The sequence below is a fragment of the Roseateles sp. genome (assembly GCF_049240545.1).
Taxonomy (GTDB): domain Bacteria; phylum Pseudomonadota; class Gammaproteobacteria; order Burkholderiales; family Burkholderiaceae_C; genus Paucibacter_A.
The window spans coordinates 1-21,097 of the sequence record NZ_JBMLSK010000262.1 but is presented as its reverse complement, the minus strand read 5'-3'; the positions used below and the strand labels follow the sequence as shown (position 1 = coordinate 21,097).

21 protein-coding genes are annotated in these 21,097 nt (G+C 62.0%); 14 read left to right on the top strand and 7 right to left on the bottom strand.

Annotated features, from left to right (window positions below):
- Positions 1-2: 2 nt before the first annotated feature.
- The 5 genes from ACOVRJ_RS17105 to ACOVRJ_RS17085 all read right to left on the bottom strand — a co-directional run bounded on the left by ACOVRJ_RS17105 (position 3) and on the right by ACOVRJ_RS17085 (position 5,344).
- Entirely contained in the window at positions 3-941 is a 939-nt protein-coding gene (locus tag ACOVRJ_RS17105) for an ABC transporter permease (RefSeq protein WP_422045041.1), read from the bottom strand.
- A gap of 48 nt (positions 942-989) precedes the next feature.
- Complete coding sequence (locus ACOVRJ_RS17100) at positions 990-1,967, bottom strand: ABC transporter permease (protein ID WP_422045040.1); 978 nt, start codon at positions 1,965-1,967, stop codon at positions 990-992.
- A 155-nt stretch (positions 1,968-2,122) separates the two neighbouring features.
- On the bottom strand, positions 2,123-2,776 hold the full coding sequence (locus tag ACOVRJ_RS17095; protein WP_422045039.1) for a DUF3047 domain-containing protein: 654 nt from the start codon (positions 2,774-2,776) through the stop codon (positions 2,123-2,125).
- A 284-nt stretch (positions 2,777-3,060) separates the two neighbouring features.
- Positions 3,061-4,155: a porin gene (locus tag ACOVRJ_RS17090; RefSeq protein ID WP_422045038.1), complete on the bottom strand. Its 1,095-nt coding sequence runs from the start codon at positions 4,153-4,155 to the stop codon at positions 3,061-3,063.
- 193 nt (positions 4,156-4,348) lie between these two features.
- Complete coding sequence (locus ACOVRJ_RS17085; protein WP_422045037.1) at positions 4,349-5,344, bottom strand: porin; 996 nt, start codon at positions 5,342-5,344, stop codon at positions 4,349-4,351.
- A gap of 297 nt (positions 5,345-5,641) precedes the next feature.
- Between ACOVRJ_RS17085 and coq7 the strand changes: the two genes are divergently transcribed.
- Positions 5,642-6,289 (top strand): 2-polyprenyl-3-methyl-6-methoxy-1,4-benzoquinone monooxygenase, encoded by a 648-nt coding sequence (coq7, locus tag ACOVRJ_RS17080; RefSeq protein WP_422045036.1) that lies wholly within the window; start codon positions 5,642-5,644, stop codon positions 6,287-6,289.
- A gap of 55 nt (positions 6,290-6,344) precedes the next feature.
- On the opposite strand, the gene ACOVRJ_RS17075 is transcribed toward coq7, so the two are convergent.
- On the bottom strand, positions 6,345-6,767 hold the full coding sequence (locus ACOVRJ_RS17075; RefSeq protein ID WP_422045035.1) for an OsmC family protein: 423 nt from the start codon (positions 6,765-6,767) through the stop codon (positions 6,345-6,347).
- A gap of 325 nt (positions 6,768-7,092) precedes the next feature.
- Between ACOVRJ_RS17075 and ilvA the strand changes: the two genes are divergently transcribed.
- On the top strand, positions 7,093-8,691 hold the full coding sequence (gene ilvA, locus ACOVRJ_RS17070) for a threonine ammonia-lyase, biosynthetic (protein ID WP_422045034.1): 1,599 nt from the start codon (positions 7,093-7,095) through the stop codon (positions 8,689-8,691).
- 143 nt (positions 8,692-8,834) lie between these two features.
- Entirely contained in the window at positions 8,835-9,929 is a 1,095-nt protein-coding gene (locus tag ACOVRJ_RS17065) for a nicotinate-nucleotide--dimethylbenzimidazole phosphoribosyltransferase (RefSeq protein ID WP_422045033.1), read from the top strand.
- Positions 9,930-9,942: 13 nt separating this feature from the next.
- Here the strand turns inward: ACOVRJ_RS17065 and ACOVRJ_RS17060 are convergent, their stop codons facing one another.
- Positions 9,943-10,527: a hypothetical protein gene (locus ACOVRJ_RS17060; RefSeq protein ID WP_422045032.1), complete on the bottom strand. Its 585-nt coding sequence runs from the start codon at positions 10,525-10,527 to the stop codon at positions 9,943-9,945.
- A 71-nt stretch (positions 10,528-10,598) separates the two neighbouring features.
- Between ACOVRJ_RS17060 and gspG the strand changes: the two genes are divergently transcribed.
- From gspG to ACOVRJ_RS17005, 11 genes are all read left to right on the top strand, one after another.
- Positions 10,599-11,066: a type II secretion system major pseudopilin GspG gene (gene gspG / locus ACOVRJ_RS17055; protein ID WP_422045031.1), complete on the top strand. Its 468-nt coding sequence runs from the start codon at positions 10,599-10,601 to the stop codon at positions 11,064-11,066.
- 16 nt (positions 11,067-11,082) lie between these two features.
- Positions 11,083-11,535, top strand: a complete 453-nt coding sequence (locus tag ACOVRJ_RS17050; protein ID WP_422045030.1) for a pilus assembly FimT family protein — start codon at positions 11,083-11,085, stop codon at positions 11,533-11,535.
- Positions 11,535-11,918, top strand: coding sequence for a type II secretion system minor pseudopilin GspI (gene gspI, locus ACOVRJ_RS17045; protein WP_422045029.1), 384 nt, complete (start codon positions 11,535-11,537; stop codon positions 11,916-11,918). Before ACOVRJ_RS17050 ends, gspI begins: the two co-directional genes overlap by 1 nt.
- A gap of 1 nt (position 11,919) precedes the next feature.
- Complete coding sequence (locus ACOVRJ_RS17040; protein ID WP_422045028.1) at positions 11,920-12,576, top strand: PulJ/GspJ family protein; 657 nt, start codon at positions 11,920-11,922, stop codon at positions 12,574-12,576.
- On the top strand, positions 12,573-13,583 hold the full coding sequence (gene gspK, locus ACOVRJ_RS17035; RefSeq protein ID WP_422045027.1) for a type II secretion system minor pseudopilin GspK: 1,011 nt from the start codon (positions 12,573-12,575) through the stop codon (positions 13,581-13,583). The genes ACOVRJ_RS17040 and gspK overlap by 4 nt, the downstream gene beginning before the upstream one ends.
- 107 nt (positions 13,584-13,690) lie before the next feature.
- Positions 13,691-14,962: a type II secretion system protein GspL gene (gspL, locus tag ACOVRJ_RS17030; protein ID WP_422045026.1), complete on the top strand. Its 1,272-nt coding sequence runs from the start codon at positions 13,691-13,693 to the stop codon at positions 14,960-14,962.
- Positions 14,962-15,471, top strand: coding sequence for a type II secretion system protein GspM (gspM, locus tag ACOVRJ_RS17025; protein ID WP_422045025.1), 510 nt, complete (start codon positions 14,962-14,964; stop codon positions 15,469-15,471). The genes gspL and gspM overlap by 1 nt, the downstream gene beginning before the upstream one ends.
- Positions 15,468-16,397 carry a type II secretion system protein N gene (gene gspN, locus ACOVRJ_RS17020; RefSeq protein ID WP_422045024.1) on the top strand — a complete coding sequence of 310 codons (930 nt, stop codon included), beginning with the start codon at positions 15,468-15,470 and terminating at the stop codon, positions 16,395-16,397. The genes gspM and gspN overlap by 4 nt, the downstream gene beginning before the upstream one ends.
- Positions 16,398-16,399: 2 nt before the next feature.
- Complete coding sequence (gspD, locus tag ACOVRJ_RS17015; RefSeq protein ID WP_422045023.1) at positions 16,400-18,643, top strand: type II secretion system secretin GspD; 2,244 nt, start codon at positions 16,400-16,402, stop codon at positions 18,641-18,643.
- A gap of 42 nt (positions 18,644-18,685) precedes the next feature.
- Positions 18,686-20,101, top strand: a complete 1,416-nt coding sequence (gene gspE / locus ACOVRJ_RS17010) for a type II secretion system ATPase GspE (RefSeq protein ID WP_422045057.1) — start codon at positions 18,686-18,688, stop codon at positions 20,099-20,101.
- Positions 20,102-20,118: 17 nt separating this feature from the next.
- The coding region (locus tag ACOVRJ_RS17005; RefSeq protein ID WP_422045022.1) for a type II secretion system F family protein at positions 20,119-21,097 on the top strand (979 nt) is incomplete at its 3' end.

The window sequence follows — 21,097 nt, the reverse complement described above, 5'->3', positions numbered from 1 at the left end:
TCTCAGCGAAGGCGCGGGTTCAAAGCGTCGCGCAGCCAGTCGCCCAGCAGGTTCACGCTCAAGGCAATCAGGACCAGCATCACGCCGGGCCAGATGGTGATCCACCACTCTCCCGAGAACAAAAAGTCATTGCCCACCCGGATCAAGGTTCCCAAAGAGGGGCTGGTGGGCGGCACGCCCACGCCCAAGAAGGACAAGGTGGCCTCGGTGATGATGGCCGCCGCCACCTGAATCGTGGCCAAGACCAACACCGGCCCAAGCACATTGGGCAAGACATGTTTGCGCATGATGCGGCCCGGCTTCACGCCAATCACGCGCGCAGCCTGCACATACTCCTTGTTGCGCTCGACCAGGGTCGAACCGCGCACCGTTCGGGCGTACTGCACCCATCCAGTCAAGGAGATCGCCAGAATCAGCACCAGAAACGCCAGCGCGCCATGGGCGTCAGGAAACATCGCCCGACCGACACCGTCGATCAACAAAGCAACCAGGATCGAAGGGAAGGACAGCATCACATCACAAACGCGCATGATGAATGCATCGACCTTGCCGCCCACAAAGCCGGCCAGCAAACCCAACCCAACACCCATCACCATCGACAACAGCACTGAGGCCAAGCCGACAAACAGGGAAATGCGCGCGCCATACATCAGGGCCGACAAGATATCGCGGCCTTGGTCGTCGGTGCCAAGCAGGTACTTGCTGCTACCGCCCTCCATCCAGGCCGGCGGCAGGCGCGAGTCCATCAATTCCAGCGATGCCAGATCGAAGGGATTGTGCGGCGCCACCCAATCGGCAAACACCGCGCAGAACACGCAGACCAGCGCGATCACAGCCGCGGTGATGGCTACCGGCGACGATCGAAAAGAGTGCCAAACATCACCATCGAAAAAGCGCGCAAAGACTCCGGGCTCGGGGGCCAGGCTAGGGCTTGAACTCATCAGACTCGTCTCAGAAAGTGGCGGGCATGCGGATCGGAGGACAGACCCTCAATGGGCCTTGCCCTCAACGCGCAAGCGCGGATCAACGGCGAAGTAAAGCAGGTCCACCATCAGATTGATGGTGACAAAGATGAAAGAGATCAGGCACAGGTATGCGGCCATGACGGGGATGTCGGCAAACTGAACCGCCTGGATAAAGAGCAGGCCCATGCCCGGCCACTGAAACACAGTCTCGGTGATGATGGCAAAAGCAATCAAAGAGCCCAGTTGCAGGCCCGTGATCGTGATGACCGGCACCAAGGTGTTCTTGAGCGCATGGCCAAAGTACACCGACCGATTGCTCAGCCCACGCGCTCGCGCGAACTTGATGTAGTCGGTGCGCAGCACTTCCAGCATCTCGGCGCGTACCAATCGCATGATCAGGGTCAGTTGGAACACCGACAGCGTGATGGCGGGCAATAGGATATGGCGCAGCCCATCGGCAGTGAGAAGCCCGGTGGTCCAGGAACCGATGGCAATCACGTCACCACGCCCGAAGCTGGGCAGCCATTTGAGCCAAACCGCAAACACCAGGATGAGCAGAATCCCGATCAAAAAAGTGGGCAAGGACACGCCCAACAAAGAAAGCATCATCAGCACTTGCGAACTGGCACGCCCGCGCCGCAAGGCCGCATAAACACCGAGCGGGATGCCGACGCCAAGCGCTATCAAACCGGCCACCAAGGACAGCTCCAAGGTTGCCGGCAGGCGCTCCGCAATCAAGGTCGACACCTCGCGCCCTTGCCGCAGGCTCAGACCAAACTCGCCCTGCAGTGCATTGCCCACGAATCGCGCAAACTGCACCGGGAACGGCGCATCCAAGCCGAGGTCCTGTCGCAAGGCAATCCGCTGTTCCTCGGTCGCATCCTGGCCCAAAAGATTGGTCACCGGGTCACCCACATACTGGAACAACATAAAGGCCATGAAGGCCACCGTGAGCATCACGATGAGCGCTTGAGCCAGGCGCCTGAGAATGAAAACTAGCATGTGCAATTCAACCGTTAGCTGACCCACGCAGGACGCCAAGCGCCGGCAGCCACGAGATTAGGAGGATAGAGATGGCCTCGATGGGCCTCATGCCCACCGTGGAAATGCGACATCATGGCGAAGACCGCCTGCCGCGACAAACGGGTAAGCCCTGATCACAGCTCCAAACTGCCGTCCAGCGCCCGACCTTCGGCATCCAGAAGGAGAATGTTGCCGTAACAGGCGGAGGTGCGGCTGGCGGTGTTGTCGCCGTCGGTCATCATGGCCATCGACACCAGCTTGCCAGCAGGCTCGCCAAACGCCTTCTCATAGTCGGCTCGCACATCGCGCAGATGGCGATGCCAAACGCCCTTGCCACCCATTCCGCTGCCCACGACGATCTTGCGAATACGATCGCTGCGCGCGCTGATGACCACGGTTTCCGGCTCAGCCTTGGCATCCCACACATACATCAGGGTCGCATAAGGCGGCATCTCACCGGTCAAGGCATGCGCCAATTCAAACTGCATGCGGTTGCGCATGGAGAGCTTGCTCTCATCCCCTGCAAAGCCGAGCAGCAAGCGCGCGGGGGCATCGTCCGTGAGTGGGTCTGTGACGCTTGCACGCGGCTCCAGAGCCTGAATCCACCAATCGAACTGAAGACGTTCAAGCTGCGCCGGCTCCACCTCCAATGACCGTTTCCACAGACTCACCGAATGAGCGGCCTGTGCCAAGACGCAAGCCTGCCCGGCTCGGCTGGCCAAGGAATACTCCGTGTTGCGCTTGCCAGGCAAAGAACGCAGCGACCACTCAGAGAGGGCCGCGGGCATTACCGATACCGGAGATCCGCCCGCTGGCCTGATCGAAGCGCACCCCGACAAAGCGCCAAGGATCACCAAACTCAAGAACAGCAGCGCTCCAGTTCGGATGGGCAAACAAGAGACAAGAAGACCGGACCGATACACAGGCAAACTCTCAACAAATAGACTCTGGCCAGTGTAGACAGTGGCATGCGCCCGCCTCAGTCCGCTGCAATAAAAAAAGGGCCGCTTACAGCGGCCCTTTCATGGGAACTGAGATGCTCAAGCGAAGTCGAGCATGCCAAGGAGCTTGATCAGAAGCGGTGACGAATACCGCTGCTGAAGCCCATCCGGTTCTTGGCGGTATTGCTAAAGCTCATGGCTCCGCCCAACTTGGAGTAATCGACTTCAGCATACACATCGGTGCGCTTAGAGAAGGCGTAATCAGCCACTGCGGCCGCAAAACCAGCCTTGCTCTTGCCGCTCAGCCCGAAATGGGTTTGCTCGGCATACCAACCCTGCAGACCCAAATTCAGTTGCTTGGTGAGTTGATAGGTCAAACCCAGGGTCAGCATATCGCGCTGCTTGACGTTGTATGCCGCGGCATTGAGGTGCGAACTGGCTGGCTGCGAGCCCAAGGGACTGACGGTGTAGTTGTTCGTGTAGGCGAACTGAAGTGCCGTCGTTCCCGCATCAAACTTGTTTTGTGCCCAAGACAGATTCAGGTAAATCGGTCCAGAGGTGTAGGCGCCGCCAATCGTCGTGCCTTGCACCTTGCGGCCGGCTGTGTCCTTGACCTCCAAGAAGCCGGCGCCGACGGCATACTCGTTCATCACGTAACGAGCCATCGCGCCCATCGACTTGTCGGGCGACGCGCCCTCGCCGGCACTCACCTGAGCCTCGGCCCGAAAGCCACCCAGCTCAACCAAATACTTCACCATATTGCTCTGACGACCACCCATGGCCATCACCGTCTCTGGACGGAAGATCTCGATGTAAGGCGAGTACTTGAACGATGAGTAGGTGCTGGTGTAGACGTCAAACAAGACGTTGTACTGGCGACCCACAGTCAAACGCCCATAGTCCTTGGATTCAAGGCCGACCCAAGATTGGCGCCAAAACTCGGGCGCGGTTTGCGCGCCATTGTCCGAATTCAAACGATGCTCCAGATTAGCAATCGCCTTCAAGCCGCCACCCATGTCCTCGGTGACATTGACACCCAAACGGCTGTTGGACATACCGCCAGGGATCACTTGCGACAGCGACGCACCCTTGTCAGCAGCACTGCCCGAATTGGTGGTGTAACGCACACCGACATCCACGATCCCATAAAGAGAAACGCTGGACTGAGCCCAGGCAACAGAACTTGTCAGGGCCAAAATCCCAAGCGCCAAAGCCGTCTTTCTCATGAATGTCTCCTGCTGTTGTGAAATATCGTTGTCACGATTCTCAGATAAGAAGCAACAGAAAGGGACAGCTTGTGGTTCGAGCCCAACAAGCACAAACCCTGTGACTCACCTATTCCTTCACGCAAGAAAAAAGCCACCCGAAGGTGGCTTTTGAGTCGCGCGCAGGGCCTAAGCCCCGCTACACAGGCCTGGATTAGAAGCTGTGACGCACGCCGAAGTCGACGCCGCCCGAGCGGCCGCCAACGGCCACTGCAGGCACGTTGCCGTTCAGATTGAAGGAGGCGCCCTTCTCGTTATCGATCAGAGAAACAGTGCTGTACAGGGCAGTGCGCTTCGACAGGCTGTGGATGTAACCTGCTGCATACTGAACCGCCTTGTACTTGCTGTTCTTGCTATCAGCCGATGTGTACGAACCCCACACCACACCCGAACCAAACACAGGTGCCGTCACCGACACGTTGTAGATGTCTTGCTTGTCAGCCTTGAACTTGGTTTCCGAGTAAGTACCGAAGATCTTGACCATGCCGAAATCGTAAGTACCGCCGACCGACATCAGCTTGAACTTGTCGTTCACGCCAGACTCGGAGTAAGCCGCGCCAACATTGAACGCACCGGCCTTGTAGCCCACGCGGCCGCCGATGTCCTTGTTCATGCTGGTACCTTCACCAGCAGACACGTCCACCGAGCCGTAGAAACCACCCAGGTTCGAGGGCAGGATGTAGGTGACTTGGTTGTCACGGCGGCTCATGTCAGCACCGCTACCGAGGTTGCTGTACACATTAGTGGAAGCACCCAGGCCGGTGGTCGCTGTAGGTTCGAAATCTTCGATCTGCAGACGCACGGAAGTCTTGAAGCGGCCCAGACGCACTTCACCCAGTTCAGCCGACATCAGGCTGACGGTGGCGCGACGGCCCCAGAAACGAGTGGTGTCAGCGGAGCCGCCGTCCACGTTCACTTGGCTTTCCAGCCAGAAGCCAGCCTTCAGGCCACCGCCCAGGTCTTCAACACCACGCACGCCGAAACGGCTGGTGGAGCTGCCACCGGAAGCCAGGCTGTACACATGCTTGCCTTTGGCTTCGGTGTAGCGCATCGATGCATCGACCACGCCGAACAGGGTCACCGACGATTGAGCAGCAGCAACGCCAGCGAACGAGCCGAGAACGGCCAGTGCAACAATAGATTTCTTCATTCGATACTCCTAAAAATTCAACGAGGTCCCAATCTGCGAACCCCTCAATGGGGCCGTCGGGCCAACCCCCTCAGTGGAAGTTGCCGTATTGCACCAGACGAAAGCGGCTTTTGCGAGACAAGCGCAATTAAATCAGGGTTTGCGTTGTTGACACACAACGAATAGTGATCATCACAAATCATTCATAAACGGCGGGATCTGCAGATCCTCCTGGGCCCAAGAGTCGATGCAAGTCGCATAACTCCATCCGCCTTGTCTACACTGTGGGGCCGACCGGGGAATTCAGCCCACGCCGTCATGACCACCCGACCTGCCCTCACCCCTTTGGACCAACTCCTGGCCAGCCTGGATCATGGCTTGCGCACCGTCTTTGCCTCGCCGCAAGCCGCACGGCCCTGCCCGGCAAGCAAGGCGGAGGCAGCAAGCCCGCTGCAGCCGGAGCAAGCCAAACTGTCGGCGGCGCTGATGCGAGTCAATCATGTGGGCGAGGTGTGCGCGCAGGCCCTCTACCAATCCCAAGCCTTGCTGACACGCAATGCAGAGCTGCGCTCGCACTTCCAACAGGCGGCAAAGGAAGAGGTCGATCACCTGGCCTGGACCCATCAGCGCATCGCCGAGTTGGGCGGCCACATCAGCTACCTGACGCCGCTTTGGTATGGCGGCGCGTTTGCGATTGGCAGCTTGGCGGCGCTGGCGGGCGATCGGCACAGCCTTGGTTTCGTGGTGGAAACCGAAAGTCAGGTCGAACAGCACCTGGCTACGCATTTGGATCGGCTTCCCGCCGAAGACCACGCCTCGAGGGCGATCGTCGCTCAAATGAAGCTAGAAGAAGCTCGGCATGCCGAGGAAGCCCTGGCGGCGGGGGCGCAAACGCTACCGAGCCCCGTGAAAGGTCTGATGCGCCTGAGCGCAAAGATCATGACCCGGACGGCCCATCACATTTAGCCGCCAACCGGCGCAAGGCTCAAGCGCCGGCAACAAAGCAGGCCGAAGCACCAACTCAGGCTTCGATCAACTCCACCGAGGTCGTGATCGCCGCCGTTTTGCCCAACATGATGCTGGCCGAGCAGTATTTTTCGTGGGACAGCGCCACCGCGCGCTCAACCACCTCTTGCTTCAAGCCTTTGCCGGTCACCACGAAGTGCATATGGATGGCGGTGAAGACCTTGGGCTCGACATCGGCGCGCTCGGCACTCAGTTTGACCTGGCAGCCGCGCACATCATGGCGCCCCCGTTTCAGAATCAAGACGACGTCATAGGCGGTGCAGCCTCCCGTACCGGCCAGCACGGTTTCCATCGGCCGCGGTGCCAGGTTGTGCCCCCCACCTTCGGGCGCGCCGTCCATATTCAATAAGTGACCGCTGCCGGTCTCGGCCACAAAAGCCATGCCTTGGGCGCCCATCCAGTTGATCGTGCATTCCATACGGTCCGACTCCAAAAATCTCGCATCACCCCCTCTTAGGGGGCTTCGCCCAAATCACCGCAAACTTATTGCAGTGCAGCATAACTTGCAGCTAAAATTCTACCCAAGCGAATCAATTCAGAGATATTGCAAACTGCAACCTCTTTTTTTGACCCGCACCGTTTGTCTCCTCCACCGCCTCCATGGTGGATTCAGCCCGAGCTTGCAAGAGCTTGGGCTTTTTTTTGGCCTTGCTATCGTCTTCTGAGCGAAGCCTGCCGCCACGAAGCTTGAGAAGCCGCTCGCTTATCATGTTGCACTGCAATAGATTGGCATTGGAGATTTCATGGCAGGCCCCGCTCGAGCAAAGAAGAACACGGTCGACAACAAAGCCGACCGCGCCAAAAGGCCCGCCCTCCCTGCTCTGATTCCCAGCGACAACAGCTATTTGCAGAAGATTCTGAACGCTCGCGTTTATGAGGCCGCCAAAGAAACTTCGCTCACACCCGCCAAGAATCTCTCCAAACGCCTGAGCAACAAGATTTGGCTCAAGCGCGAGGATGAGCAGCCGGTATTCAGCTTCAAGCTGCGCGGTGCTTATAACAAGATGGCGCATTTGAGTGCCGAGCAGCTGGCGCGCGGCGTCATCTGCGCCTCAGCCGGCAACCATGCCCAGGGCGTCGCCTTCTCGGCCAAAAAGCTGGGCTGCCGCGCCGTCATCGTCATGCCGGCCACCACGCCCAAGCTCAAGATCGATGGTGTCCACAGCCTGGGCGGGGAAGTGGTCTTGCATGGCGACAGCTACTCCGATGCCTACGCTCATGCCCTGGAGTTGGAAAAAGCCCAAGGCCTGACCTTTGTCCACCCCTTCGATGACCCGGATGTGATCGCCGGCCAAGGCACCATCGCCATGGAGATCTTGCGGCAGCACCAAGGTCCAATCGATGCCATTTTTTGCGCCATTGGTGGCGGTGGCCTGATTTCCGGCGTTGCGGCCTACATCAAGGCGGTGCGCCCCGAGATCAAGGTCATCGGTGTGCAAACCCGAGACTCCGACGCCATGGTGCGCTCGGTACGTGCCGGCAAGCGAGTGCAGTTGAATGATGTCGGCCTGTTTTCGGACGGCACGGCCGTCAAACTGGTGGGCGAAGAAACCTTCCGCATCACCCGGGAGCTGGTCGATGACTTCGTGCTGGTGGACACCGATGCCGTCTGCGCCGCCATCAAGGATGTCTTTGAAGACACGCGCAGCATCTTGGAGCCCGCCGGCGGCCTGGGCGTCGCAGCGGTCAAGCAGTATGTGGCCGAGCACGGCTGCAAAGGTCAGACCTTTGTCGCCATCACCTGTGGCGCCAATATGAACTTCGACCGCCTGCGTTTCGTCGCAGAACGGGCCGAGGTCGGCGAGCACCGCGAAGCCTTGTTCGCCATCACCATTCCTGAGGAGCGCGGCAGCTTCAAGCGCTTTTGCGAGTTGCTGGGGCCGCGCAATGTGACCGAGTTCAATTACCGAATCTCGGACGCGAACAAGGCGCATGTCTTCGTGGGTGTTTCGACACAAAAACGCGAGGAGTCTGCAAAACTGGCCAAGGCCTTGGTCAAGCAAGGCTTCGATGCGGTGGACTTGACCGACAACGAGTTGGCCAAGCAGCATGTGCGCCATATGGTGGGAGGCCGCACCGAACTGGCCCGCGATGAGCGGCTCTACCGTTTCATCTTCCCCGAGCGCCCGGGCGCCTTGATGAAGTTCCTCTCATCGATGCATCCGGACTGGAACATCAGCCTGTTTCACTACCGCAACCAAGGGGCCGACTACGGTCGTATCCTGGTGGGCATTCAAGTGCCTCGTGGTAACGGCGCGGCACTGCGGGAGTTTTTGGCCACACTCAACTACCCTTTTGTCGACGAAACCCACAACCCGGTCTACCAACTCTTTTTGCGCTGAGACCGCGTGACCGTGGCGCTGACGAAAAAAGGGCATATGCGGATGGGCAGTGTCACCGATTGAATCGAGAATGCTGGTTTTGCATCTCGTGTGCATTGCCTCGTGTCCCGCTCGAGCCTTGAACGACGCCCCTTCTTTCCACCATGTCGCTGCAACAGTCCCTGATTTCACCAACGGCCAATCCTGAATTGGAAAAAGCCCTGCGTGACCGGGTGGAGCGCCATGCCGCCATCACGGGCGGACTGGGGGAACTGGAGCCTCTGGCCGTGCGACTAGGCTTGGTGCAAAACAGCATGACGCCCAGATTTCGTGACCCCGTGCTGGCACTCTTTGCAGCCGACCACGGACTGGTGGTCGACAACATCGGGTTTCAGTGGGGGCGCAGCACCCGAGAGCAGGCCAATCTGGCCTTGCAGAACCGGCTGCCGGTGTCGGTTTTCGCTCGTATCCAAGGACTTCAACTGGCCGTGGTCGACTGCGGCATCGCTGAAACCTTGACCCCGCATGCCAAATTGCTGTCCCGCAAGATTGCTCATGGGACTCGCAATGCCCGCGTAGGCCCTGCGATGAGCCTAGAGCAAGCCCATGCCGGCGTGCGCGTGGGGATGGAAATCGCTGACAAATTGGCCGGCAATGTGTTGGCCTGCGCCGGCATGGGCCAGGGCTCAGCAGAAAGCGCGGCCTTGGTCTTGTCCCGACTGACGAACGCACCGGTGCGGGACTTCGTCATCTCCGGCCCCGATATGCGCCAGGACGACTTGGCCCATCTTTTGGCCGTTTTGCAAGGGGCACAGTCCAGACACCGAGAGGTCCACGACCCTATGGAAGTGCTGGCCGCGTTTGGTGGCTTCGAGATGGCGGTGATGGTGGGCGCCATGCTGGTGTCGGCCTCCAAGCGTCATCTGATCATCGTCGACGGCATCAGCGCCTGCGCTGCCTTGAAGGTGGCCGCAAGAATCGCAACGCCGGTGACGGACTATGCGGTCTTCTGTCGCAGCCATGTCCACCGCGGCCTGGACGAAGCGCTGGCTTTGTTCCATGCCTCGGCGCTGCTGGAATTGGGCATGGACAGCGCGGACGGCACGGGCGCGGCCCTGGCATGGCCCATGATTCGCAGTGCCGCAGCCCTGTTGACCGAACTGCAAGATAGCGCCGAACTCAACGCCAAAACCAGCAACCCTGAACCGGCCCCGGTACCGCCCCCCCCCAGTTCGACGCAAGCGGCGCGCGCCCTCTGAGAATCGAAGGCTCTCAGCGAGCCGGAGGACCCGAAGGATCGTTCAGCGGCATGGCGGGCGGCACATTGCTGTACGGCGCGTCTTGCGCTGTCGCCTGCGCGGCTTGCGGCAAAGCACCGCCCAGCACCACCGGTGAAGGTTGGGCAGGCGGCAAAGCGCCGGTCGCTGCCGGCGTCAGCGGTGCCATCTGTAAACTGAAAGTGCGCCCCCCGGCCTCCCCCAAACTGGCGGAGCGAGCTTCGACGCTCAGCAAACGCAAACCGCCATCGACCAAGGCGCCGACACGCACGGTGCGGGCGACACCGTCCACCGCGATCAAGGCCACACCCTCACCGGCATGCGGCCCTTTCACGCCTTTCGGCGCCACCACCCCCAACAACTGGAAGCGGCTCTCGGCCGGCGCAGCTTCGGCTTCCGGCGCAGCGGTGGTGGCCGCACCGAACAAACGCGTCAAGTCGCCTTGCGGGCTTTGTCGATCAAGCGCCGTCAGCGCTTGAGCCGGCGTGGTCAAGGGTTTGGCCATCAGCTGAATCAGCCAATAGCCCGCACTCAAGGCCAACAAGCCCCACAGCAAAAAGGCAATCAATCGTGCAAGCATCGGCAGATTATGATTCAAGCGCCGCGCTGCCCAGGAGCTGCGGCGTTACTGAAACAAGGTCGCAACGATTTATGCTCACAAAAGCTCAGCTTTCTTCGCTCCCATTGGCGTCTGGCGGCCTGCGCCGTGGCTTGACCCGCGGTTTCACACTGATTGAGTTGCTGGTGGTTCTGGTCATCATCGGCGTGCTCGCCGCCTTGGTCGTGCCGAATGTGCTGGATCGTGCCGATGAAGCTCGCGTGACCGCAGCCCGCACCGACGTCAACAATTTGATGCAGGCGCTCAAGCTCTACAAGCTCGACAACCAACGCTTCCCCAGCCAAGAGCAAGGGCTGGATGCCTTGGTACGCAAACCCACGGCCGGGACACCGCCGCCGAACTGGAAGCCTTACATCGAGAAGCTGCCCATGGATCCCTGGAAGAACCCCTACCAGTACGCCAATCCGGGCATCAAGGGTGAGATCGACGTCTACAGCTTCGGCGCCGACGGCCGCGCCGGAGGCGAAGGCAATGACGCCGACATCGGCTCCTGGCAATAAGCCTGAGCTTGCCCCCGTGGCCGCTCCCCAGCGCGCTGCACAAGGCTTCACGCTGATCGAGTTGTTGGTGGTGGTGGCCTTGATCGCCATTGCCACGGCCACGGTCAGCCTCTCGCTGCGCGACCCTGCAGCCGTGCAACTGGAGCGCGAAGCCGAACGCCTCGCCGCCCTGTTTGAAACCGCGCGGGCCGAGAGTCGCGCGGCCGGCTTGGCCGTGACTTGGCAACCGGTTCAGAACGACAGCAAGGATCAGTTTCGCTTCATCGGCTTGCCGTCGCGCATCCAGTTGCCGCAGCGCTGGCTGGGTGATGCGGTGGCGGTGCAGATCGCCGGCGCCCGCCAGATCACGCTCGGCCCAGAGCCGATGATTGGCGCCCAGAAGGTCCAACTGAGCTTGGGCCAGCAGCATTTGTTGCTGAGCACCGATGGGCTGTCAGCGTTTGAAGTTTTGCCTGCGGCTCAGCCTTGATGAATCGAAGCACCGGACGCCTTGAGTCGCCCGCGGCGGGCTTCACCTTGATCGAAGTCCTGGTGGCACTGGTCATTGTGGCCATCGCACTGAGCGCGGGCATCAAGGCGGCGGGTGCGCTCACCGACAACGCCGACCGGCTGCGCGCGGTCAGCGCCGCTCAATGGTGCGCCGAGAACCAACTGACCGAATTGCGCCTTTCCAAACAATTCCCCGGCGTCGGCGACTCCGAATTCAGCTGCGATCAGCTGGGGCGCAGCTACGCCGGTCGCATCACGGTTCGCCCCACACCTAACCCGAATTTCCGGCGGGTCGATGCGGTGATCTTGAACGAGGCCGGGCAGCAGCAATTGCTGCTGTCGACCATCATGGGGCGTTTTTGACATGAAGCGCCAAGCCGCTGGCTTCACCTTGATCGAAGTCTTGGTCGCCTTGGTGGTGATGGCCATCATGGCCATCATGGCGTGGCGCGGACTGGACGCGCTGATGAAGAGCCGCGAAGTTGCACAAACCAATATCGATCAAAGCGCTCGCCTACAAACCGTGGTAGCCCAATGGGAGCAGGACCTGCGTTCGGTCCAAGACCCGGGCGAGTCCGATGCCTTGGCATTTGACGGCGCCAGTTTGCGTTTGATTCGCCAACACGCCCAGGGTCTGCAAGTGGTCAACTGGAGCGTTCGCAGCGGCGCCCTCTACCGCTGGGAAAGCAAACCGGTGCAGACCGTCGCAGCACTTGAGGTGAACCTGCTGCGCGCCTCTCAATTGCTGCAGCAAGACAGCGGCCAGCTGCGCGCACTCGAGGGCATCAATGGCTGGCAGATGTATTGCTACCGCGGCAACAGCTGGAGCAATTGCTTGTCCACCGGCAATGTGAAAACAGCCGCGCCCCCAGCTTCTTCCGCATCGGGGGCGCCACCGTCACCGCCCAGCCCCCAGCGCCAAGCCCTGCCCAGCGGCGTCCGCATGGTGATGCAGTTTGCGCCGAACAGCGGTTTTAGCGGCACCTTGACGCGCCAGATCGAACTGGCGGCCACCCCATGAAGCGGCCCACCCAAACCGGTGCCGCCCTGCTCACCGCCATGATCATCGTCACCTTGGTGGCCAGCCTGGCCTCCGGCATGGTGTGGCGACAGTATCGGGCGGTGCAGATTGAAGCCGCCGAGCGCGCACGGGCTCAGGCGGCCTGGATTCTGCAAGGCTCCTTGGATTGGGCCCGACTGATCTTGCGTGAAGACGCGATCGAGAACCAACGCGCCGCCGCGCGCGGCGAGCCCGCGATCGACCACCTGGGGGAAGTCTGGGCCGTCCCCCTGGCCGAGGCCCGGCTCTCAACTTTTTTGGCGGCGGAAAAGAGCAATGCCGAGGACGGCCCCGAGGCCTTTCTTTCAGGCAGCATCGAGGATGCGCAGGCGCGCTACAACCTGCGCAACCTCCTCAGTGCCGGGCCCCTGCCGGCGCTGGAACGGCGTGTGCTGGAGCGCTTGTGCAATAGCGCGTCGGCGCCGCCCGGCACGGCCGATCTGATCATCAAACAGCTGCGTGCCGCCTTTGAGGTGCCATCCACCGCGCCGCAAGGCGGCGCCAGTGCGCCGGTCAGCACGAGCGAATCCGAACAAGGCGATACGCCCTTGCAACCCAAAACCCTGGACCAATTGAGCTGGCTGGGCTTGAGCGCCGACACGGTTGAAAAGCTCCGCCCCTTGCTGGTTCTGCTGCCCTCACCGACGCCGGTGAACTTGAACACCGCCTCGCGCGATGTCATCGCCGCCCTTTTTGACAATATGGACCTGGCTTCGGCCGAACGCCTGGTTCAGGCCCGCCAATCCCAACCGCTGAAGACAAGCCAAGACAGTGCCAGTTTTTTCCCACCCAATGTGGTGGTGAGCGCCGACCGGGCCGCGACCAACTCCTCCTTTTTCATCGTCAAGGGACGCTTGCGACTGGAGGAGCGTGTGCTGGAGGAACGCTCCCTGATTCAAAGGCGCGGCCGGGATATGGTGGTGCTGGACCGACAGCGCGTGAGCCAAACCGTGGACGACAAGCCATGAGCCGGGGGCTTGCCGTGAAAGCGCTGCAATTAAGGGTCCTCAGTGATTGATTTCGGAACATACAGTCATGATGCGCCTCCTAGAATGCGCCTGCTACTGAAACCCCTATGAGTACTCTGCTCCTCTTTTTGCCTGCACGCAGCCGCTTGCAAGCCCAGGGTCGCGCCACCTCGTCTTTGGACGGCATTGGCAGCGGCGCCTCCGCTCGTGAGTACGATTACCTGCTCAGCAAGGACGGCATCGGTATTCAAGCGCAAGGCAGCCGGGTGGCGGCCAAGTTGCCGCACGCCGAGCAGGTGATTGCGATTGCCGCCGAATCCGATCTGTCCTGGCAGCGCGTGACCTTGCCGCGTGCCGGCCGGCAGATGCGTTCGGCACTCGCAGGCATGCTGGAAGACTCGCTGCTGGAGGATCCGGAAGGTCTTCACTTCGCCATTGAGCCCGAAGCCGTGGGCGGCGACACCGCCTGGGTGGCCATCACTTCTCGGGCTTGGCTGCAGCAACACCTGAATGATTTGGAATCGGCGCAGGTATTCGTCGACCGCATCGCCCCGCTGAGTTGGCCCGATGCGCAAGCGCGCGGCCATTTCTTTGAAACCGGCGTGGAAGCCAGCCCGGTCGGACTGCACTGGAGCCACCCCGAAGGCGTGACCAGCTTGCCCATCAACGGCAGCTTGACGCGCCAGCTCTTCCCCGCGTCTTTGGTGCAAAACAGCCAGTGGAGCGCCGCGCCGGCGGTGGCAGCACAGGCGGAACGCTGGCTGGGAACCTCGGTACAAGTGCTAACGCCAAATCAACGGGCACTGGGTCTGATGGATGGCAGCTGGAATCTGCGTCAGTTCGAGCTGGCGCCGCGGACCCGGGGTTTGCGGGCACTGAAGAATTTTTTGCGTGGCTTGATGCGGCGCAATTGGCGGCCGGTGCGCTGGGCCTTGGCTGGCCTGGTCGCGGTTCATTTGCTCGGGCTGAATTTATTGGCTTGGCAACAAAGCCAGCAAGTCAAGGCCCGCCGCGCGCTGCTCGACAGCACCCTGACCCAAGCCTTCCCACAGGTGCGGGTGATTCGCGATGCCCCGATTCAGATGCAAAGAGAAACCGATTTGCTCAGGGCCAGCGCGGGCCGCGCCAGCGAGCAGGATCTGGAAGTCCTGCTGACCGCCGCCGCCGCCGCTTGGCCGGCAGAACGCGGGCCGGTGGACAGCCTGTCCTTTGAGCCGGGGCGCCTGCAGTTACCCGCCAACGGTTGGACCGAGGCACAAATTCAACAATTTGGCCAACAGTTGCGCAGCGAGGGCTGGCAGCTGGAGACCCGCGAAGGTCGCTTGACCATCAGCCGGGCGGCGCGCGATGCATCGCCCGAAGGCAGAGGCAGGACATGATGAATCAAGCCAAGAACGTGCAATGGCAAGACCTCAAGGCGCAGGCCAAGGCCCAATGGGAAGGCCTGGGTGAACGCGAGCGGCTCTCGCTGCAGTTGGTGGCCTGGGTGCTGGGTGCATTCCTGCTCTGGCAGCTGGCGGTAGCGCCAGGGCTGCGCACCTTGCGTCAGGCTCCCAGCCAATTGGCCACACTGGAAGCGCAGTTGCAAGAAATGCAAGGCTTGGCCAGCGAGGTCCGCGAACTGCGAGCCACGCCGGCCGTGCCAGCCGCCTTGGCCGTTCAGGCCCTTCAAGCAGCCAGCGATCATCTGGGCCCGGGCGCCAAGCTCAGCCTGAGTGGCGACCGGGCGATTTTGAACATCAACGGCGTGAAGGCCGAGGCCTTGCAAGCCTGGCTGGGTGAGGTGCGCAGCGCCGCCCGCGCCAAGCCGCTAGAGGCCAAGTTGCAACGCGGCCCGAGTGGGTACTCTGGCAGCATTGTTTTGAGCCTGAGCGGAGTCCATCCATGAGCGCCGCCTTCTCTCTGAAATCCTGGCTCAAGCGGGACAAGTCTGGCGAGCCTCACGGCCCCTTGACCGAGCTGACCGCCACGCAATGGCAGGATTCTCGGCAAATCGAGCCCGGCTGGCGCGGCCGCAGCAACGCGGCCTTGCGCTGGAGCGTGGCGGGCGCTGCGCTGGGCGGCATGCTTTCCCTGCTGCTGTTTGCGCCGGCCAGCTGGCTGGCTCATGCGCTGGCGAGCGCCAGCCGAGACCATCTCTTGCTCACGGACACGCGCGGCAGCATCTGGAGCGGCAGCGGCGTCTTGGTATTGACCGGCGGCGCAGGCAGCCGGGACGCCAGCCAATTGCCGGGCCGGCTGCAATGGTCCATGGGTCTCAAAGGCCTGGGGCTGGAATTGCGCGCCTCTCAAGCCTGCTGCATCAACGGTGAGTTACAGATGCAAATCAAACCCGGCTGGGGTCGGGTCGAGATCCATCTCAGCAGCCATGCCGACTGGTTGGCTCGTTATCCGGCTTCTTGGCTGGCCGGCTTGGGCACGCCTTGGAACACCTTGCAATTGGGCGGCTCCTTGCGCCTGGCCAGCCGTGATTTCAGGCTGGAATGGGTCCAGGGACGTTGGCGTCAGTTTGGGCAGCTGGACCTCGACCTGCTCAATCTGTCTTCCCGCATCAGCACCCTGGCGCCGCTGGGCAGCTACCGGTTCAGCCTGTCACCCGAGTCCAGTGATCCGAGCAAATCCGGCGTCAGCAAAATGAACTTGATCACTTTGGACGGCGCCTTGCTGCTGTCCGGTCAAGGCACCATCGCCGCAGGCAAGGCCCGATTCATGGGCGAAGCGAGCGCAGCACCAGGCCGAGAAGCCGCCCTGGGCAATCTTCTGAACATCATTGGACGGCGCCAAGGCGCACGCTCCGTCATTTCGATTGGATGAGCATGAACAAGCGCCCACGCAATGAGCGCCCGGCACGGCAAGCCGGCTCCACCCGGGTGGCCCTGGTATCCCTGGTATCCCTGTCTGTCCTGGCCAGCCCCGTGCTGGCGCAGTCCGGCCAAGCGCAGAGTTCCAGCACCCGAGCCCACAGCCCGGCCCTGAAATCAGGCACCCCGGTGACCCTGAATTTCGTCAACGCCGATATCGAAGCCGTCACCCGCGCCATTGGTGTCATGCTGGACCGGCAGTTCATCATCGACCCCCGCGTCAAGGGCCAGATCACGCTGTATAGCGAGCAGCCGCTGAGCGTGCGCGAGGCCTATCTGAACTACCTGGCGGCCTTGCGCGGCCTGGGCTTCACCGTGGTGGAGAACACCGGCATGCTCAAGGTCGTGCCCGAAGCCGATGCCAAGCTGCAGGCCGGCGCGGTGGCGGTCGGCACCAGCAATACCCGCGGTGACCAGATCATCACGCAGATCTTTCGCCTCAACCACGAAAACGCCAACAATCTGGTGGCCGTTCTGCGGCCCTTGATCAGCCCCAACAACACCATCAATGCCAACCCGGGCAATAACAGCCTGGTGATCACCGATTACGCCGAGAACCTGCAGCGCCTGGGTCGCATCATCGCGACCATGGACACGCCGGGCAATACCGATATCGAGATCGTGCCGCTCAAGCATGCGGTGGCCTCGGATCTGGCGGCCTTGGTGCAAAGACTGGCCGCAGGCGGTGGCGCAGCGGCGGCTGCCGCCGTCCCCGGCCAAACCAGCGGCGGGATTTCGGTGCTGGTGGATCCGCGCAGCAATGCCTTGATCCTGCGCGCCAGCAACCCCGCCACCTTGGCCGTCACCCGGGCCATGGTGGAGAAGCTCGACCAGCCCTCGGTGGATGGCGGCAGCAATATTCGCGTGGTCTATTTGAAGAACGCTGATGCGACCAAGTTGGCCACGGTCTTGCGAGCGGCCTTCGCGGCCGGCAACTCCACGGCTGCGGGGGCCAGCGGCAACAGCAACACCAACAACCCAGGCGCCAGCAATTCGCTGGGCGGGGCACCGTTGAGCGGCTCCAACACCGGCGCTTTTGCGGGCGGATCGGGTGCCTCCACCGCGTCCACCACCCCGGTCTCGGCCTCGCAAGGTCCCTCGACCGGTGGCTTTGTGCAGGCCGACCCGGCCACCAACTCTTTGATCATCACCGCGCCCGAGCCGCTCTACCGCCAGATTCGCACGGTCATCGACCAACTCGACTCACGCCGCGCGCAGATCTATGTGGAGACCATGATCGTCAAGGTCGACGCCAGCAAGTCCGCTCAGTTCGGCGTGCAATGGCAAAACCTGTTCGGCGGCAAGGGCGACAGCACTATCCCGGGCCTTGGTACCAATTTCGGCACCGGTCTGGGCAATATCATCAACGGCAGTGCGGCTGCCGCAGGAGGCAAAGCGGGCGTCGCCACAGCCTTGGCCAGCGCAGCGGTTCCGCAAGGCCTGAACATCGGATTTTTGAAAAAGGTCGGCGATTTCTACACGCTGGGCGCGATTGCCAACTTCCTCGAAGGCCAGGCCGGCGCCAACATCCTGTCCACCCCAAATCTGGTGGCGCTGGACAACGAAGAAGCCAAGATCGTCATTGGCCAAAACGTGCCCTTCCTGACCGGCTCTTACTCCAACACCGGCGGCTCGGGGGCCATCAATCCCTTCCAGACCATCGACCGCAAAGACGTGGGCCTGACCCTGCGCATCCGCAGCCAAATTGGCGAAAGCGGTACCGTGCGCATGACGGTCTACCAAGAGAACTCCTCGGTGGTGGACGGCAAGTCCAGCAGTGCCGGCCCGACCACCGACAAGAGCTCGATCGAAACCACGGTGGTGGTGGACGATGGCCAGATCATCGTGCTGGGCGGCCTGATGAAGGACGAATACAGCGACGGTGAAGACAAGGTCCCCGGCCTGGGCAGCATCCCGATTCTGGGCAGCCTGTTCAAGAGCGAAAACCGCAAGCGGGTGAAGACCAATCTGATGGTCTTCTTGCGCCCTGTGGTGATGCGCAATCAGGCCACGGCCGACCAGCTGACGCTGGATCGCTACGAGTCCATCCGTGCGCTGCAACAAAACTCTCAGCCGGGCCAAAGCTTGGTGTTGCCCAATACCGGCGCGCCGGTTTTGCCGCCTTCGCCCGCAACGCCTGCGGGCGGTCAGAGCGAGGCTGGCGCCAAGACCCCATTGGCACCGCTCGCGCCGCAGTAAGCCAACCACCGCACCGAGCCCCAGAGTCCGCGCATGGCCGCCATCCGACATCCCCTGCCCTATGCCTTTGCCAAGGCCAACTCCGTGCTGCTGGAAGACGACGGCAACAGCCTGGTCTTGTGGGCGCCGCCCGAGGTCAGCCTGGCCACCTTATCCGAGGTGCAGCGTCTTTACGCCTTGGACCGCCTGGAGCAAGAAGCCCGCAGCACGCTGAGCGAACGCATCAATGCGGCCTACGCCGGCAGTGAATCGAGCGCGGCGGTGGTGATTGGCGAAGTCGAGAGCGCGGTGGACCTGTCGCGCATGATGCAAGACCTGCCGGCCGTTGAAGACCTGCTGGAAGCGGCGAACGACGCGCCCATCATCCGCATGCTCAATGCCTTGTTGACGCAGGCCGCCAAAGACGGCGCCAGCGACATCCACATCGAACCCTATGAGCGCGCCAGCTCGGTGCGCTTCCGGGTCGACGGCACGCTGCGTGAGGTGGTGCAACCGAACCGTGGCCTGCATGCAGCCCTGATCTCGCGCCTGAAGATCATGGCCGAGTTGGACATTGCCGAGAAACGCCTGCCGCAAGACGGCCGCATCTCGCTGCGCATCGGCGGCCGCGCCATCGATGTGCGGGTCTCGACGCTGCCCAGTGCGCACGGCGAACGCGCGGTGCTGCGTCTGCTCGACAAGAGTGAATCGAAGTTCACGCTCGAAGGTTTGGGCATGAGCGGCGATGTGCTCTCCAGCTTCAAGCGCCTGGTGCAGCAGCCACACGGCATCGTATTGGTGACCGGCCCGACCGGCTCGGGCAAGACCACCAGCTTGTACGCCTCGCTGCAGACCGTGGACACCGGCACCACCAATGTGCTGACGGTGGAGGACCCGATCGAATACGAGCTCTCTGGCATCGGCCAAACCCAGGTGAATGCCAAGATCGAGCTGACCTTTGCCAAGGCCTTGCGCGCCATCCTGCGCCAAGACCCGGACGTCATCATGATCGGCGAAATCCGCGACCATGAAACCGCTCAAATTGCCATCCAGGCCTCGCTGACCGGCCACTTGGTGCTGGCCACCTTGCACACCAATGACGCGCCCAGTGCCGTGACACGGCTGACCGATATGGGCATCGAGCCCTTCTTGCTCAGCTCCAGCTTGCTGGGCGTGCTGGCGCAACGCTTGGTTCGCAAGTTATGCCCGGCGTGCAAACGCGTCGATGAACAAGGCAAGTACCACCCTGTGGGCTGCGAAGCCTGCGCCCACACCGGCTACAAGGGCCGGACCGGCGTTTATGAATTGATGGTGGCGAATGATCAGGTGCGCGGCTTGATTCACCAACGAGCGCCCGAGAGCGTCTTGCTGGCAGCCGCGCAAGCGGCCGGCCTGCGCTCGATGCGCGAGGACGGCGCTCGCTTGGTGGCGGCGGGCATCACCTCAGAAGAAGAAGTCTTGCGCGTCACGCGCGAGTAGCCGGGACCGAACTCGCCATGCCCGCTTACAAATACGAAGCGCTGAACGCCGGCGGCCGTCCCAGCAATGGGCTGATCGAAGCCGACACGCCGCGTGCGGCCCGCGCTTTGCTGCGCGCCCAGGGACTGGTGCCCTTGACGCTGCAGACGATGCAACAGCATGGGCAGCAAAGCGGCAGCCGCTTTGCCCGCCGCGTCTTCAGCCCCACCGCCTTGGCCGTCTGGACCCGGCAATTGGCTGGCCTGGTCGGCTCGGGCCTGCCGATTGAGCGCTCGCTGACCGCCTTGGCCGATGAATGCGAAGACAACCGTCAACGGGAATTGATTTCGCAACTGAAAGCCGAAGTCAACGCCGGCGCCACCTTTGCCCATGCCTTGGCCAGCGCGCCGCGCGAGTTCGACGAGGTGTATTGCGGCGTGGTCGCCGCCGGCGAGCAAAGTGGCGCCTTGGGCCTGGTGCTGGAGAAGCTGGCCGACGACCTGGAGGAACGCCAAGACTTGCGCGGCAAGCTCTTTGGCGCCATGGCCTACCCGGCCATCGTCTCGCTGATCTCGGTCTTGATCGTGATTTTTCTGGTCACCTATGTGGTGCCGCAAATCGCCACCGTGTTCACCAACTCCAAGCGTTCGCTGCCTTTTTTGACCGTGGCCATGCTGGCCATCAGCGCCTTTGTGAGGCAGTGGGGCTGGCTGATGTTGCTGGGGCTGATCGGCAGCGGCTTCGCCCTAGGTCAAGCCTTGAAGGGCGAAGCCTTCCGCCAGCGTTTTGACGCCGCCGTGCTGGGCGTTCCGCTGCTCGGCCGATTGGCGCGTGGCTATAACGCGGCGCGTTTCGCCAGCACCTTGGCCATGCTGGCCGGGGCCGGTGTGCCGATCTTGAAAGCCTTGCAGGCCGCAGCCGAAACCTTGTCCAACCGGGCCATGCGCGCCGACGCGCTGGATGCCCTGGTGCAGGTGCGCGAAGGCGCGCCGCTGGGCAATGCGCTGGCCGGCAAGA